Genomic DNA, 14,305 nt, shown 5'->3' on the forward strand with positions numbered 1-14,305 from the left:
ACCCGTCTTGTTGGGCTACCTGGTAGCCTCCGCAAGGGATCTTTTCGCGCGCAACCCTCGCCGGTCTGCGCGATAGCCTTCCAAGCAAGACAAGTCTCGAGATCTTGAGTCCGGGGCTTCACTCTACAACGAGGATGAGGATGGAAATCATGCTCCCCTCGAGGTGCGGCAGTTTCGGAATGCGGTGGCGTACAGCGCCGGACTGATCATCGCCACACCGGAATACAACCACGGCATGCCGGGATCGTCGGGAGACTTGAAGATGCTGGCCGCCGAATATGCCGGCTGGGGCCAACGCGTCCAGGATACAATAAACGCCTCGGAGAGACGTTGCGCCGGGGCATCTATGACCGGGCGCCGCTGCCGTATTTTGGAATTTCGCCGGAAAGGCTCAATGAGGCACGACGTCAACACCCGCTCTTTGAGTTGCTTTAAGCGCAAATACCGAGCGAAGCGAAAGGACGCGGGGTTCGTGCAATATGTCGTCGAGGTGCCGGTGGACGACGATGCAAAACGCACCGTGTACGCCGTGGCGCAGGCGATCGTGGACGACAAGAACAACACCAAAAATATCCGATCGATCATCTCGACGGTTGTCTCTGACCCGGCGCTGCTCGCTCTGTGCCACCTTCTTTCTTCGTCGGGAGTTGAGGTTTCGTCGACCATCGAGCTGATTGAGCGCGGGGATTTGACTGTGAATGCTGATCGAATAGAGACCCCCATCGGCGCCGTCGGGACCCCTTCAAGCCATTGATTTCGCTAAATGGGATGACGGGACCCCCCACGCCGATCATGGTCGAGACCCCGCGCCGAAACACACCGCTGCCGATCGCTACGACATCAAATTGACGTCCGTGCTGGATGTGGCCAGGGCCATGATCGCCTCAGTATTCGAACCATCCCGCCAGCTGGCGGTTCTTGTCTTCGGTGTATGGCGAGTAAAGATGCTCGATCGCGACGTCGGGCGGGGAAATCAGCATCGACTTCGCGTGCGTGAGGGCATCGAAGCCGTATTTCCCGTAGTAGTGCCCCAGTCCGGCGGAGCCGGTGCCACCGAACGGCATGGTTTCCACGAACAGGTGAACATTCACCAGATTCACGGCGCCTCCACCGAAGGACAACTGGCCGATGAACCGGTCGATGTTTTTCTGGTCGCGGCTGAAGATGAAGCCGGCGAGCGGCCGTCCCGTTTTCGCCATCCGCGCCATCGCCTCATCGAAGGACTTATAGGTCAGGATCGGCAGGATGGGTCCGAAGACCTCGTCCTCCATGATCTTGTCTTCCCAGGTGATCGGATAAAGAAGCGTGGGATCGAGGTAGTGCGCATCGCGGTCTGCCTTGCCGCCGGCGATGACCTTGGCGGGATCGACGAGCGCGGCCAGTCGGTCCACCGCGCGGGCGTTGATGACGCGCGAGTAGTCGGAATTGGTTTTCGGGTCATTGCCGAAGAGCTCAACCAACGCCTTCTTGGCCTCGGCGACGAACTGCTCGGCCACCGATTCATGGACATAGGCGTAGCCCGGCGAGGTGCACCACTGGCCGCCCCAGGCCATCGCGCCCCAGACGATCTTTTTGGCCGCATCGGCAATGTTCGCCGTCTCGTCCACGACCGCCGGGTTCATGCCACCGAGTTCGAGCAGAACGGGCGTCAGGGTCTCGGCGGCCGCCCGGGCGACGATCTTGCCGACGAAGGTGCTGCCGGTGAAGAAGATGAAGTCGTTCGGCAGCTTCAGGAGTTCAGTGTTCTGTTCCTTGCCGCCAGCCACCATGGTCACCGCGGCCGGATCGAAATATTTCGGGACAAGGTCGAGCAGCACCTTGGTCGTTTCCGGAAGTGCTTCGCTCAGCGTGAGTATACAGGTGTTTCCGGCCGCGAGCGCCGCCAGCGCCGGACGGATCAGCAGGAGCAGGGGTCCGTTGAAGGGGCCAATGATGAGCGCCACGCCGTAAGGCTCGCGATAAATCATTCCCTTGTGGCCGGTTTTGGCGAGAAAGCGTGGCACGGGCGCTTCCACGGGCTTCATCCACTCTTTCAGCTGGCTCTTCTGGACCTCGCTCTCGCCAGCCGATGCCGCCGTCTCGAAGATATATTCCTGCGATGCGGTCTTGAACTCCTTCGCCATCGCTTTCTGGAAGCGTTCCTCGTTCTCCCGGATCATGCGGGCCATGCGGTCGAGCTGGTCGACGCGCCATTCATGGGTACGAGTGACGCCCGAGACAAACAGCGCCTTCTGTGCGTCGAATATTTTCTGAAACTGACTCATTCAAGCCTCCACTGGATGGATGACAGGATTGTCTTCAGATTTCTTTCCTCGAAGGCTCGACGGCGCGCGCCGCTCTCCTCGAACGTCTGACCTATCCCGTCCTTCGACGGAATTTCCCTACAAAGCGCTCGCCATGATGGCGTTGATGGCGGTGTTGTCCCAATAGCAATCGAGGCGCGTGATCTTTCCGGACGCGTCGTAGCGAATGATGTAAGCGTGGGCGATGCGGTCGGACTTGCCTTTCGTCACAAGGCCAGGGACATCCGCCGGCATGGCACCGCCGAGCAGCGCCTGCACAACGACGATGTTGCCTTCGGCCTCGATCATCTCGTCGACCTCGACTCCGAAATCCGGCACTGCTCCCAGCAGGCCGCGCCAGATTTGTTCAAGGCCGCCCCGGATCGGCATGACAATGTTCTTGCCGTAGGGAAGGTACCGCCCCTGCGCGCCATCGGCGCAAAGGGCCAGCATGCCGTCGACGTCGTGCGCATCGTAAGCGGCGAAAAACTTTTTAGTGATTGCCTTCAGGTCCTGGCTGTTACTCATTGTGACCTCCATTGGAGCTGATGGTGCTGGCGACGCTGCCTAGACCATGGTGAGAACCATCCTGAAACGCGCTTGCCCTGACATCATCCTGGCGTAAGCTTCCGCGGCCCGTTCGAGCGGCATGGTTTCGACCATGGCGGCGACATCGCTGAGCGCGCTGAATTTGAGCGTCGCGTCGCCAGCCGACGGCGTCCCTGTCAGCGCACCCTCGACGCCCAAGCCCTTGAAGAGTAGTTCAAACGCTGACAGCTCGATTGGCTCGTCGGTCGCGCCGAGTGAAATCACAACGCCGCCGCGTCTAAGGCCACCGAGCGCCGCGGCGACCGCCTTGCCGCCCGACGCGGTCGCCACAACCACCGCAGCGCCGCCGAGCGCCTCGAGCGCCTTTGCGACATCAGAAGTGGAGCCGTCGATATAGTGGTGCGCGCCAAGCTTCTTCGAGAGCTCGGCTCTGTCGGCGCCGCGGTCGATCGCGACCACCTCAAATCCCATGTGACGGGCATATTGCACACCCAGGTGGCCAAGCCCGCCGACCCCGAATATCGCGACCAGGTCGCCCGCCCGCGCGGGGGAATTCCGGAGGGCACTGAACGTCGTGATGCCGGCACACAGCAGCGGAGCTGCGTCGACCGATGACAATTCGTCCGGCACGGACATCAAACCGCTCGCTTTTGCGATCATCACCTCCGCGTAGCCGCCATCATGCTGAACGCCGGTGAACGCCTGGTTTGTGCAGTTCACGAGATCACCGTCGCGGCAGTATTCGCAATACCCGCAATTGCCACCGAGAAAGCCGACGCCGACGCGTTGGCCGACGCGCCAGCCTTCGACGCCCGGGCCGATGACATCGATCTTTCCAACCGCTTCGTGGCCAGGCACTCGCGGATACTGGATCGGCAAGAGCCCATCCACGGTTATGGCGTCCGAATGGCATACGCCGCAGGCTTCGACGCGGATGCGGACGTGGCCCGCGGGCGGATCAAGCAGTGGCTTTTCGGCCAGCTCCAGCTTGCCTTTGCTCACCGCTTGGACTGCGCGATAGGTGGACAGGTTCTTCGCCACTTTTCCCTCCGCTGTTCGTTGTTACAGTTCAGAACTCTAGCGAGGCGACACCGTCTGCGACCATGCCAATGGCCCGACGTTCCCTGCCCAAATACGAGACGCTGCGGTTTGAGCACAAAGCCACGGGATCCGACGTGCGCTCTTCAGCTCCTGTCTGACGGTGCTGGCGCTGCTCATGCTAAGCGCCACGGCGGACAATTGGCCAACGAAGCGGTCGGCGAATGCTCAACTCGAATCGAAGCTTGACGGGCGTGCCACGACATCCTTGCGGCCGCCAGGCCAGTCACGAGCCGCGGCCGACGGAGCTGAACATGCGATTGCCGCTCGCCGTCGCGGATGCGGGCACTTCTTCCTGCATCACATCCCAGTGCTCGAGCAACTTGCCGTTCACCACGCGGAAAATGTCGACCGCCACCATCGGCTTCGGTCCCCAGCCGACATAGCGGCCGTGCACCATGACCAGATTGCCCTCAGCCACGACCATGCCGGGCTCATAGGAAAAGTCTTTGCTCAAGCTTTTAATAATACCGGGAATGGCGGTCCGCCCGTTTGGAATGGCGGGATTGTGCTGAATGTAGTCGGGGGCGAAATAGCATTCCACCCCACCTGGATCGCGGTCGATGAAGGCGCCGGTCAACGCGCGAAGGGCGATCTGTTTTGCGTCTTCCATCGGTACACTCCGCCGCTCAGCCGCTCTGCATGCGGGCTGAGTTTACCGAGCCCACACCCCTCCGGACCATGCCATCCCTCCCACCTTTCGTGCCAAATTTGGGATCGGGGCCGTCTCGCGTCAGGCCGGGACTCGACCACTTTCAAGGTGCGCAACATCGTCTCGCCTTCTTGCCCGTCAGTGCGCCGATCGAAAGCGGCTCCGGTAGGCCGTCGGGCTCACGCCCAGGCGTCGCTGAAAGAGGCGGCGAAGGATTTCGGCGCTGGTGAAGCCGCATCGCCTGGCGATGATCTCAAGTTGATCCTCGCCGTCCTCAATAGCGCGGCGTGCTGCATCGAGGCGCGCCCGTTCGACAAAGACGCCGGGCGGTGTGCCGGCCTCGCGCTCGAAGTTGCGCACGAAGTTACGCGGGCTCATATGCACGCGTTCCGCAAGCGCCTCGATGGTAAGATCGGTATCGAGATGATCGAGGATCCAGCTCTGTAGTCCGGCGATCGGACCGTCGCCGTCAAGCTGCGCCGCGAGGTGGGCGCTGAATTGTGACTGGCCCCCGGGCCGCTTGAGGAAAATCACCAGCAGTTGGGCAGTCGCAAGTGCGACATCGCGTCCGAGATCGTCCTGCACCAGGGCGAGGGCGAGATCCATGCCTGCGGTCATGCCGGCCGTCGTGTAGAATCGACCGTCTCGCAGAAAGATCGGATCGGGATCGACCCGGATCGCAGGGTAGCGCCGCGCCAGTTCATCGCAAAAGGCCCAATGGGTCACGGCGCGGCAACCATCCAGCAGGCCGGCTTCTGCCAGCAGGAAAACACCGGTGCAGATCCCGCCCACCCGGCGGATTCCTCCCGTGGCTTCCCGGAGCCAATCGACACAAGGGCTGGATATGAGGGTGCCAACCCCGGGCGAGCCGGCCACGATCAGGGTATCGAGCTCGAAAGGGTCTGCCGCCGCAATCGAGCGCGTCGCGTTCAAGCTAACGCCACAGGATCCGTCGATGGCTCCGACGCGCTCTGACCAGATTTCAACGTGATAGGCTTTGGCGCAGGGCGGTGAACGCCTGGCGAGAACGATATTAGCGGCGGCAAAGACCTCGAGCGGACCGACGGCGTCGAGCAACGCGACGCCCGGATAAGCAAGAATGCCGATGTGACGCGGCTTGGACTCGCTTATGGCAAGAAAGTGCTTTCCAGCATCGGCTTTCATGATTGCGCCATTATGCCGGATTGCGGAGCGCCGTGCCAGAGCCGTCGCCTTCTCAACGGTATCGAAGACCAGAACCGCAGCACCAGCAGCAACTTGTTGGCTTCCGTCAATCCGACGTTCAGCTGGGTACGCGTCGCGCAACGGATCCCCGCGCGTATCAAGCTCGACAATGTGCCGCCGGACCTTCTTCTCGCCGCTGGCCGTACGGCGACTGCATCGATCGGGAAGATCAGCTGGTAGCAGCGATGCTGCTGATTCATCTAGCCGAGGTCGCCGAAGCGCTTGCGCCCCGTAGTGGTTTACAACTGCGCCCGCGCTGCAAAGAAGCGGTCGGCGCGGTCGATCCGCGGCAGCGAGTTTCGGTATCGAACAGTCCCTGCCGCTCTGCTGCGGCTATATCGCTCAGCTCACCGGGTTCTTTTCTAGATCGTCGGCATCTCGCGGGGCTGCCACCTTTGCATTCGCGAATGCACTTCGGATCGAATACCGCAAACCCGCCGTCACTTGCGTTTCTTTCCGGCTTCCAGACCGCTTCCACAAGCCTGCGAATGGCCTCCGAGACATTGGGCAGATCTGGCTGGGCCCGGCGCCATTCGTCAATTTTACGGACCCACGCCATAGGCTTCGCCACGGCAGGAGCTGTCTCGATGCTGATGACGAAGGAAAGACGGCCGGCGATCCAGACGCTGCGCGGCTGGGCCATCCACGTGCTACAGGACGCCGGCGCCATCCACGAATGCGAGGAGCACGGCTGGGCGAAGGATCGTGCCGACCCGCACGCCCGCGAGCGGGCCTTCGACATCGCACGTCGGGACCCGCCGCCGAGAAGCTCTCCGGACGAAGCCGTGGCCGAAGTACGGGACGTGCTGGATTCGATCGGCGACACGTGCCCCGAGTGTCCGCCCGACGTCTAGAAGGGACGGATGCTTCTCCTTGACCCAGGTCAATGGGGCCCTCCGTCGTCGCCTCACCGTCCGGTCATGAAGCGGCCGGTTCAGGATCCTCCCAACGGCGGAAAAGAGACCAAGACGAAGCCTTCGCGCACGGAGGAGGCCCGCCGGGTTGTCGAGGAGTACGTGAAAGATCTGCTCGAGCTGATCGAACGGCTTCGCGGCCACCTTCATTGAGGTGCTTGTACCGCAGCGAATTGCCTAGGCGCCAGCCGACTTCCGCTCCGACCTGGCCAAGGTCTCTTGCTGCTGCATGCGGCTTCTTGCGGCGGTCGGCATCAGCATTTTGTGCGAGCTCTCCCACTTCGTCGACCGAGCGGACGTGGACCCGCCTAGCCGGTCGAGGACCACCTCATCGAACGGTTTCGATTTTGGCTGCCATGTCGGGCGAGCGTCCGATCCGGTACGTCCCGTTGCTGCATTTCAACGTCCAGACGGCGTAGTCCGGCCGGGAGCGCTTCTTGTCCCTCGCCGCCCCAAGCGTCTTGTCGCATGCGAACCCCTGCATGCGGATCTGCGCCGCCAGCATCTCCTGCGGATTGTCGGCTCCCGCAAGCGGCTGCGCCTGCGCATCGGGGCTGAAGAGAACCGCGACAGCCAGCATTGTCGGCCCAAGCGATCTACCCATGATGTCCTCCTTCTCGCGTCAAAATCCCGCATGAGGATCAGTCTACCCTGCCTCTGCTTAGGTTCGATGATGAGGCGGAGACGAGCGAAGGCAACTCAGCACCGACGCGCACCGAACAATGCTCTGGACCGAGGCGCTTGGCGGAGTATAGGGGTACAGCGGAGATCGGCGGGGTCCTCCGGTGAAGTTGCTGACCGAGTACATCGAACGAGCGCTCCAGTTCGAAGAATTGGCGGAGCGGGAAACCGGCCCCAAGTTCAAGGCAGAACTGCTCAAGCAGGCGAATGCCTATCGCGAGCTCGCAGCAAAACGGGCCGAAAAGTATGGGCTCCCGGCGCCGAGCCCGCCGAAACAAACGAGTTAGGCCGATTTGCGCTGCGACTTCGGCGGGGCCTTCTTCGCGGCGGCCTCCTTGGCCGGCTTCTTGCCGGCGATCGGCATCAGCATCTCCTTCTGGCCAGCGGCAGCCTTGCGCGGCTTCTTGGCGGGCTTGGAGGCATTCGCCGGCGCGGCCTCCTGACCGACGCTCCGCCGCAGCGCCTCCATCAGGTTGACGACGTTGGTCGCGGCAGGCTTCTCCTTCGGCGTGATCGGTTTGCCGGCGCGCTTCTGATTGATGAGCTCGATCAGGGCGGTCTCGTAGTGGTCCTCGAATTCTTCGGGGTCGAACCGGCCGGCTTTCTGGTTCACGATGTGCCTGGCAAGATCGAGCATGTCCTTCGTGACCTTCACATCCTGAATCTCGTCGAAATACTCCTGCTCGCTGCGAACTTCGTACGGATAGCGGAGCAGCGTGCCGACGAGACCCTTATCCATCGGCTCCAGAGCGATGATGTGCTCGCGGTTGGTCAGCACGACCCGACCGATGGCGACCTTGTCCATTTCGGTCCATTTCGTGAATGGTCTCGCGGATCGCGGCGAAGCCGTCGTGGCCGACCTTGCCGTCCGGACGGATGTAGTAGGGCTTAATCAGATAGCGCGGATCGATGTCGCTGCGGTCGACGAACTCGTCGATCTCGATGGTCCGGGTCGACTCCAGCGCGATCTCCTCGAGTAAAGGTTTTGGTGCGCTGCAGGATGGTAATAACCCGAGGAGTGTGGGTATGCTTCGAGGTCTGCCAAAGACGGCGCTCGAACGCCGCACACAATTACGCCCAAGGATGGAAAGGCCGCTCTTTGGGGCGGCTTTTCTGTGAGCACGGGAGAGAAAGCAGAGATGCATTCAAATGCGAAAGCTCATAGTGATCTTGACACGGAAAGGTCGCGCAAGAGGGCCGTGTGGTTGCGTCAACTAGCCGAAGGTGCGGCACACTCGCTGTTCGCGGAAAGGCTCAAGGATCTGACTGAAGAATATGACCTACGTGCCGAACGATCAGAGCTTGACGACCAGTAAGGCTACCTCGCGACGGAGTTGACGGCGAAAAGTACGATTGCATCGGCTGATCTCCGCGCGAAAGCCGAGTGTTCAAACCAGCTGGGGGCGTTTAGTGTACTTCCATCCAATCCTCACTGGAGGGCGGTCCGCGTGTCGTAGTCCTCGTGTTCATGACCGCGGCTATACGAGCACATGGTCGCGAGCTACTTCCACCGGAGGCGTTCTCGGAGCTGCGCCGCACGGTCGAGGCCGAGAGGTTGCTGTGAGCTGCCTATCCGGCTGTCGGCCTTTGTCTCGGCCGGCCATTGTCTCGGCCGTCCTTGCGCGACGTCCCGACGCTGGCTAGGTGCGGAGTCCAGTCGGGTACCGATCATCAATACCCTTTGGCTCGGTTCAGTGCTCACTCGAGCAGGATGATCGTGGGTTCAGTGCCGTTCGGCTTCCGCGACTGCGTCGGTTGCAGCGTAACGATCAACATGTTTGCGAAGCTATCGAGCACAATCAGCGGGAAATAAGCGAGCAACATAGAGGCTCCGTTTTGTTCATTTGTGGGGGGCGTTCAATGCGTGGTACCAGATATGAGCGCCGCATCTGCATTCGTAGAGGCAGTCGGACCCGTGTGGGTGTGGATCGACTTTCATGAGTCGTGGCCACGCCGCGCACCGAGGGCACTTGAACTCCCGATGCCCCATCTTTCCGGGCGACAATTGTTCGAACATCAAGAACATCGCCCGCTCCGTTGCGAGACGAACAGCATGAGATCGCCACGGTGACGAACGGCGATCTCGCTAAGCAATCATCTTGCATTCACCCCTGTTCCAATGCTGGAAGCATCCTTTTTAGGCAGGCGGGTGTGGCAAGGAACTTGCAGCGGTGCTCCTCCATGACTGATTTTCATTTCAAGCTCATCGACAGCCGTATTATCTCAGACCACGGCGTGCACGATCTGGCTGACGAGACGGCCGCGCAGATCGAGGCCATTAAGCTGGCACGGTCGCTACGCGAGACACGCCCCGAGCTCGTCGGACGCAATTGCTCAATCCATGTTGTCGACGAACATGGGAGGGCAGTCTGCGTCATTCCAGTCGACGATATCTGAGCGCAGGCATGCAGCTCAGGGAAAAATGGCCGTGCTGGCCATGCTGAAAATCTTGGACCTTTGACTGCAGGTTGTCGATCGCGGATGTCGAGCAGTACATCGCGACAATAGAGCCGGCCTGGAGACGGTTGTCGGGGCCGGTCGGGGCTGGTGGCGGCGAGTGCGCAAGGAGGGCAAGTGCTGCGATCGTTCATCATGGCTGCCCTCGCACTGGTTCGCCGGCTATTCGCACATCCAGGAATTACCAGCGGGAAAGGTAAAGACCTACAAGGCCGTGAGCGGGTGCGTATTGGTGATTAGGCCGAGAAGTATCCGGCTCAGCTCTCGGGCGGTCAGCAACAACGTGTGGCGATGGCGCGTGCGCTCTGCATGCAGCCCAAGGTGATGCTGTTCGACGAACCGACCTCGGCTCTCGACCTGGAAACGGTCAAGGAAGTGCTCGATACGATGATCGGCCTCCCAACGACGGCATGACCATGATTTGCGTCACCCACGAGATGGGCTGTGCCCGTCAGGTTGCCTACCGCGTCATCTTTATGGCTGAAGGGCAGATCATCGAAGAAGGCACACCCGACGCTTTCTTCCGCAATCCGCAGCACGCTCGCACCAAGCAGTTCGTTGGCGAGATCCTTAAAGCCGCGAAGGCAACTCGACCGCTTCATCTCGCGGCCCTCGAGGCCGTGCGGCAGGCGCTCATCGCGGCGTTTTCCGTAGACGCGAACGTGTTTCCGGCCGATCGCCTGCTTGCAATGTTTAGTATCTCGTGGTTCACTAAACAAATCGAGCTTGGCTGAATCCCTAAGAATCCAGGCAGGCACGAGGAAACGTCCGTTTAGTCGTTCAGCCGTGAAGGACTGTATCGCTCTGCTCGAAGCATTCGAGCGGGTTGGAGAGTCGCGCCATGTCGATGGCCGGCCCCACTGGGAGGGAAAGCGTTATGCAACAGACAGTGAAGGCGCTTCTTACGAGTTTCGGAGTTCTGGCATCCGCGCTCAGTGCCGGAGTGGGGACTACCCCTGCGCACGCGCAGGCCAAGACCATCACGCTGTGCTGGGCCGCTTGGGACCCTGCAAACGCACTGGTCGAACTGTCGAAGGACTTCACCGCCAAGACCGGCATCGGTATGAGGTTCGAATTCGTGCCGTGGACCAATTATGCCGATCGTTTCCTGAACGAGCTCAATTCGCACGGCTCGTTGTGCGATCTCATCATCGGCGATTCGCAATGGATCGGCGGCGCTGCGGAGAACGGCCAGTACGTCAAGCTCAACGATTTCTTCAAGAAGGAAGGGATCAGCATGGACGATTACATGCCGGCCACCGTGGTCGGCTATTCGGAGTGGCCGAAGAATACGCCAAACTATTGGGCGCTGCCGGCCATGGGTGACGCCGTGGGCTGGACCTATCGCAAGGACTGGTTTGCGCGGCCAGAGATCCAGAAGGACTTCAAGGCCAGGTACGGCCGCGATCTCGCTGCGCCGAAGACGCTCGACGAACTGCGAGACATCTCGAAGTTCTTCCAGGGCCGCGAGATCGACGGCAAGAAGGTCTATGGCGCTTCGATCTACACCGAGCGCGGCTCGGAAGGCATCACCATGGGCGTTTCGAACTACCTGTATGATTATGGCTTCCAATATCAGGATCCGAAGAAGCCGTATTCAATGGACGGGCTCGTCAACTCGCCCGGCGCCGTGAAGGGGCTCGAGGCCTACAAGGAGCTCTACAAGTGCTGCACACCGCCCGGCGCATCAAACTCCTACATGTCCGAAGGCCTTGACGCGTTCAAGTCGGGGCAAGTCGCACTCCAGATGAACTTCTTCGCCTTCTTCCCCGGCCTCTACAAGGATCCGAACGTCGGTGGTGACAAGATCGGCTTCTTCAGCAATCCCGCCGGACCCGCGACCCAGGCGACGCAGCTTGGCGGGCAGGGTATCTCGGTCGTTTCCTATTCCAAGAACCAGGGCGAGGCACTGCAGTATATCAAATGGTTCTCCGGCGGAGATGTGCAGAAGAAGTGGTGGGCGCTTGGCGGCTATTCCTGCGCCAAGTCCGTGTTGAACGATCCGAGCTTCCCAAACAGTGCGCCGTTCGCCGGGGAGTTTCTGAAGTCGATGGGAATGGTCGTGGACTTCTGGGCCGAGCCCTCCTATGCGCAACTCCTGCAAGCCGAACAGAAGCGCGTGCATGACTACGTCGTGGCGGACAAGGGCACTGCGCAGGAAGCGCTCGACGGACTGGTGAAGGACTGGAAAGCCATTTTCAAGGAAGAAGGCAAGAAGTTCTAAGGCAACCGCCTGGAGCGCACGCGGGCGCGCTCCAGGTTCTCTTCGGGATTGCCGGCAGCTGTGGCATAGCTGACGCTCCCGGCGCGAGGATTGACCAAGCCATGAACGATTTGAGTGCCTCGTCGCAGATCACCTACAGGGCCGTCCCGGTTCGACCAGCCCTGGCGCGCCGCATCCGGGGCCTGTCGGACCAGGCGCTCGCCTGGCTCTTCATCACGCCGACGATCGTTTTGCTGCTGGCGATCAATATCTTCCCGCTGCTGTGGACGATCTATCTCTCGTTTACCAACTACCGTGCCAATCGGGCGAACGCGCCGACGATATGGCTGGGCACCGACTGGTACCAGTCGATCCTGACCGATCCGGATATCTGGGCCGCGATGCAGGTGACGGCGCATTTCGTGATCTGGACCGTGCTCATCGAGACCGTGCTCGGATTTGGTCTTGCCCTCCTCATCGACAAGAAATTCCGCGGCCATGGCATGTGGACCACCATCATCCTGCTGCCGATGATGCTTTCGCCGGCGGTCGTCGGTAATTTCTGGACCTTCCTTTATCAGCCGCAGATCGGATTGTTCAATTACGTGGTCGCTTTCTTCACGAGGCGCGACGCTTCGTCGTTCCAGATGCTGGGAGACGTGACACTCAGTCCCTGGGCCATCGTCATCGTCGATGCCTGGATGTGGACGCCCTACGTGATGCTGATTTGCCTGGCGGGACTGCGCTCGATTCCCGATTACATTTATGAAGCGGCAGAGGTTGACCGCGCGTCGAATTGGCGGCAGTTCTGGTCGATCACGCTGCCGATGGCGCTGCCGTTCATCATGCTCGCGGTGCTCTTTCGCGGTATCGAGAACTTCAAGATGTTCGACATGGTCAACCTGCTGACCGGCGGTGGGCCGGGCTCGACCACGGAAGTTGCCTCGATCACGCTTAAGCGGGCAGCCTTTGAAAGTTGGCGAACCGGTTATTCCTCGGCCTTCGCAATCATTCTGTTCGTGACGGTGTTCGGCCTCGCCAACATCTACGTCAAGGCGCTGAACCGGGTGAAAAACCGATGAGCGCCGCAAATACAGCCCACTCAGTGGTCGAACCGTCGGCCGAGGTACGCCGCTTCGCCGGCCTGCTCGTCATACTCTATGCCATCGTCACCATGATTCCGCTGCTATGGATTGTGCTCACCTCGTTCAAGTCGCCCGACGATGCGATCTCCTATCCCCCGAAGATACTGTTCAAGCCGTCGCTCGAAGGCTACTGCAATCTATTCACAACCCGCTCGCGCCAGACGCCGGAATTCATTCAGACGCTGGGCCCGCCGCAGGGGCTTTGCGACGGCATCGCGCGCAGCCGAAATATGGTCGTGGTCGGGCCGTCGAACTATGTACCGCGTTTCGTCAATTCGCTGATCATCGCGTTCGGTTCGACGATGCTCGCCGTCACACTGGGCACATTGTCGGCCTATGGGTTCTCGCGGTTCCGCGTGCCGCTGAAGGACGACCTGCTTTTTTTCATTCTGTCGACGAGGATGATGCCACCGATCGCGGTCGCGATCCCGATCTACCTGATGTACCGCACCGTCGGGCTTTCGGACACCCGGCTCGGGATGATCCTACTCTACACATCGGTCAACGTTTCGCTCGCCGTCTGGCTTCTCAAGGGTTTCATCGACGAAATCCCGCGGGAGTACGAGGAGGCGGCGATGATCGACGGCTACACCCGGTTCCAGGCATTCGTGAAAGTCGTGCTGCCGCAGGCGACGACGGGAATCGCAGCGACGGCCATCTTCTGCCTCATTTTTGCGTGGAACGAATACGCCTTTGCGGTGCTACTGACCTCCGGTAACGCGCAGACGGCGCCGCCGTTCATACCGATCATCATCGGCGAGGGCGGCCAGGACTGGCCAGCAGTAGCGGCCGGTACGACGTTCTTCCTGGTGCCGATCGTCGTCTTCACGGTGCTTTTGCGCAAGCACCTCCTGCGCGGCATCACCTTTGGAGCCGTCCGCAAATGAGTCTCGATGCGAACACATCCACGCTCCGACGCGGCTTCGCTGAAAGGATATTGCGACGCGGTCCGCTGGAGGCCATTGCGACGACGATCATCGCCGCGGGCGTCGTCATGCTGATGCAGCCATTTTTCCTCACCCTTTATTCGTGGTCGTTCGCGACCACGCTGTTCGGGACGGTGATGTTCACCATCGTCTCGAAGGTCAGGGAGTGAGGCG

Annotated in this window: 15 protein-coding genes and 3 pseudogenes; 10 read left to right on the forward strand and 8 right to left on the reverse strand. The window is 60.8% G+C overall.

Annotated elements, in window-relative coordinates:
* Positions 1-133 precede the first annotated feature (133 nt).
* Positions 134-754 (forward strand): annotated as a pseudogene (locus ABIB66_RS32215) (NADPH-dependent FMN reductase); the annotation flags it as partial.
* A gap of 130 nt (positions 755-884) precedes the next feature.
* Here ABIB66_RS32215 and ABIB66_RS32220 read toward each other — a convergent pair.
* The 5 genes from ABIB66_RS32220 to ABIB66_RS32240 form a co-directional block, all read right to left on the reverse strand.
* Positions 885-2,264: an aldehyde dehydrogenase family protein gene (locus ABIB66_RS32220; protein ID WP_354257010.1), complete on the reverse strand. Its 1,380-nt coding sequence runs from the start codon at positions 2,262-2,264 to the stop codon at positions 885-887.
* A 117-nt stretch (positions 2,265-2,381) separates the two neighbouring features.
* Positions 2,382-2,810 carry a nuclear transport factor 2 family protein gene (locus ABIB66_RS32225; RefSeq protein ID WP_354257013.1) on the reverse strand — a complete coding sequence of 143 codons (429 nt, stop codon included), beginning with the start codon at positions 2,808-2,810 and terminating at the stop codon, positions 2,382-2,384.
* Between the two features lie 39 nt (positions 2,811-2,849).
* Positions 2,850-3,872 (reverse strand): alcohol dehydrogenase catalytic domain-containing protein, encoded by a 1,023-nt coding sequence (locus tag ABIB66_RS32230; protein ID WP_354257016.1) that lies wholly within the window; start codon positions 3,870-3,872, stop codon positions 2,850-2,852.
* Between the two features lie 283 nt (positions 3,873-4,155).
* Positions 4,156-4,542 carry a nuclear transport factor 2 family protein gene (locus tag ABIB66_RS32235; RefSeq protein ID WP_354257019.1) on the reverse strand — a complete coding sequence of 129 codons (387 nt, stop codon included), beginning with the start codon at positions 4,540-4,542 and terminating at the stop codon, positions 4,156-4,158.
* A gap of 177 nt (positions 4,543-4,719) precedes the next feature.
* A complete protein-coding gene (locus ABIB66_RS32240) occupies positions 4,720-5,745 on the reverse strand; it encodes a GlxA family transcriptional regulator (protein WP_354257022.1) in 1,026 nt (341 codons plus the stop codon).
* Here ABIB66_RS32240 and ABIB66_RS32245 point away from each other — a divergent pair.
* Positions 5,722-5,985 carry an HlyD family secretion protein gene (locus tag ABIB66_RS32245; protein ID WP_354257025.1) on the forward strand — a complete coding sequence of 88 codons (264 nt, stop codon included), beginning with the start codon at positions 5,722-5,724 and terminating at the stop codon, positions 5,983-5,985. The genes ABIB66_RS32240 and ABIB66_RS32245 overlap by 24 nt on opposite strands.
* Positions 5,986-6,392: 407 nt before the next feature.
* A complete protein-coding gene (locus tag ABIB66_RS32250; RefSeq protein WP_354257028.1) occupies positions 6,393-6,659 on the forward strand; it encodes a hypothetical protein in 267 nt (88 codons plus the stop codon).
* A gap of 388 nt (positions 6,660-7,047) precedes the next feature.
* On the opposite strand, the gene ABIB66_RS32255 is transcribed toward ABIB66_RS32250, so the two are convergent.
* Positions 7,048-7,323: a hypothetical protein gene (locus ABIB66_RS32255; RefSeq protein WP_354257031.1), complete on the reverse strand. Its 276-nt coding sequence runs from the start codon at positions 7,321-7,323 to the stop codon at positions 7,048-7,050.
* Positions 7,324-7,504: 181 nt separating this feature from the next.
* On the opposite strand from ABIB66_RS32255, the gene ABIB66_RS32260 reads away from it, so the two are divergent.
* The gene (locus tag ABIB66_RS32260) at positions 7,505-7,687 is read left to right on the forward strand and encodes a hypothetical protein (RefSeq protein ID WP_354257034.1); all 183 of its coding nucleotides are present in this window, start codon (positions 7,505-7,507) and stop codon (positions 7,685-7,687) included.
* Here ABIB66_RS32260 and ku read toward each other — a convergent pair.
* Positions 7,684-8,386 (reverse strand): annotated as a pseudogene (ku, locus tag ABIB66_RS32265) (non-homologous end joining protein Ku); the annotation flags it as partial. The gene ABIB66_RS32260 and the pseudogene ku sit on opposite strands and share 4 nt — an antisense overlap.
* A gap of 712 nt (positions 8,387-9,098) precedes the next feature.
* On the reverse strand, positions 9,099-9,224 hold the full coding sequence (locus ABIB66_RS32270) for a hypothetical protein (protein ID WP_354257037.1): 126 nt from the start codon (positions 9,222-9,224) through the stop codon (positions 9,099-9,101).
* Positions 9,225-9,581: 357 nt separating this feature from the next.
* Here ABIB66_RS32270 and ABIB66_RS32275 point away from each other — a divergent pair, with 357 nt between their 5' ends.
* From ABIB66_RS32275 to ABIB66_RS32300, 6 genes and pseudogenes are all read left to right on the forward strand, one after another.
* Positions 9,582-9,797 carry a DUF6894 family protein gene (locus ABIB66_RS32275; protein ID WP_354257040.1) on the forward strand — a complete coding sequence of 72 codons (216 nt, stop codon included), beginning with the start codon at positions 9,582-9,584 and terminating at the stop codon, positions 9,795-9,797.
* Positions 9,798-10,073: 276 nt separating this feature from the next.
* Positions 10,074-10,429 (forward strand): annotated as a pseudogene (locus ABIB66_RS32280) (amino acid ABC transporter ATP-binding protein); the annotation flags it as partial.
* Positions 10,430-10,734: 305 nt separating this feature from the next.
* Positions 10,735-12,081, forward strand: coding sequence for an ABC transporter substrate-binding protein (locus ABIB66_RS32285; RefSeq protein WP_354257043.1), 1,347 nt, complete (start codon positions 10,735-10,737; stop codon positions 12,079-12,081).
* Between the two features lie 101 nt (positions 12,082-12,182).
* On the forward strand, positions 12,183-13,142 hold the full coding sequence (locus ABIB66_RS32290; protein ID WP_354257046.1) for a carbohydrate ABC transporter permease: 960 nt from the start codon (positions 12,183-12,185) through the stop codon (positions 13,140-13,142).
* A complete protein-coding gene (locus ABIB66_RS32295) occupies positions 13,139-14,092 on the forward strand; it encodes a carbohydrate ABC transporter permease (RefSeq protein WP_354257050.1) in 954 nt (317 codons plus the stop codon). Before ABIB66_RS32290 ends, ABIB66_RS32295 begins: the two co-directional genes overlap by 4 nt.
* Positions 14,089-14,301, forward strand: coding sequence for a hypothetical protein (locus tag ABIB66_RS32300; RefSeq protein ID WP_354257053.1), 213 nt, complete (start codon positions 14,089-14,091; stop codon positions 14,299-14,301). The genes ABIB66_RS32295 and ABIB66_RS32300 overlap by 4 nt, the downstream gene beginning before the upstream one ends.
* Positions 14,302-14,305 lie beyond the last annotated feature (4 nt).

The sequence above is a fragment of the Bradyrhizobium sp. F1.13.3 genome (assembly GCF_040548265.1).
Taxonomy (GTDB): domain Bacteria; phylum Pseudomonadota; class Alphaproteobacteria; order Rhizobiales; family Xanthobacteraceae; genus Bradyrhizobium.

What these genes read in the sequence shown, in the direction of transcription:
- ABIB66_RS32300 (WP_354257053.1), top strand. Translation starts at nt 14,089, where the DNA reads ATGAGTCTCGATGCGAACACATCCACGCTCCGACGCGGCTTCGCTGAA.
- ABIB66_RS32295 (WP_354257050.1), top strand. Translation starts at nt 13,139, where the DNA reads ATGAGCGCCGCAAATACAGCCCACTCAGTGGTCGAACCGTCGGCCGAG.
- ABIB66_RS32275 (WP_354257040.1), top strand. Translation starts at nt 9,582, where the DNA reads ATGACTGATTTTCATTTCAAGCTCATCGACAGCCGTATTATCTCAGAC.
- ABIB66_RS32240 (WP_354257022.1), bottom strand. Translation starts at nt 5,745, where the DNA reads ATGAAAGCCGATGCTGGAAAGCACTTTCTTGCCATAAGCGAGTCCAAG.
- ABIB66_RS32225 (WP_354257013.1), bottom strand. Translation starts at nt 2,810, where the DNA reads ATGAGTAACAGCCAGGACCTGAAGGCAATCACTAAAAAGTTTTTCGCC.
- ABIB66_RS32255 (WP_354257031.1), bottom strand. Translation starts at nt 7,323, where the DNA reads ATGGGTAGATCGCTTGGGCCGACAATGCTGGCTGTCGCGGTTCTCTTC.
- ABIB66_RS32220 (WP_354257010.1), bottom strand. Translation starts at nt 2,264, where the DNA reads ATGAGTCAGTTTCAGAAAATATTCGACGCACAGAAGGCGCTGTTTGTC.
- ABIB66_RS32250 (WP_354257028.1), top strand. Translation starts at nt 6,393, where the DNA reads ATGCTGATGACGAAGGAAAGACGGCCGGCGATCCAGACGCTGCGCGGC.
- ABIB66_RS32235 (WP_354257019.1), bottom strand. Translation starts at nt 4,542, where the DNA reads ATGGAAGACGCAAAACAGATCGCCCTTCGCGCGTTGACCGGCGCCTTC.
- ABIB66_RS32285 (WP_354257043.1), top strand. Translation starts at nt 10,735, where the DNA reads ATGCAACAGACAGTGAAGGCGCTTCTTACGAGTTTCGGAGTTCTGGCA.
- ABIB66_RS32290 (WP_354257046.1), top strand. Translation starts at nt 12,183, where the DNA reads ATGAACGATTTGAGTGCCTCGTCGCAGATCACCTACAGGGCCGTCCCG.
- ABIB66_RS32270 (WP_354257037.1), bottom strand. Translation starts at nt 9,224, where the DNA reads ATGTTGCTCGCTTATTTCCCGCTGATTGTGCTCGATAGCTTCGCAAAC.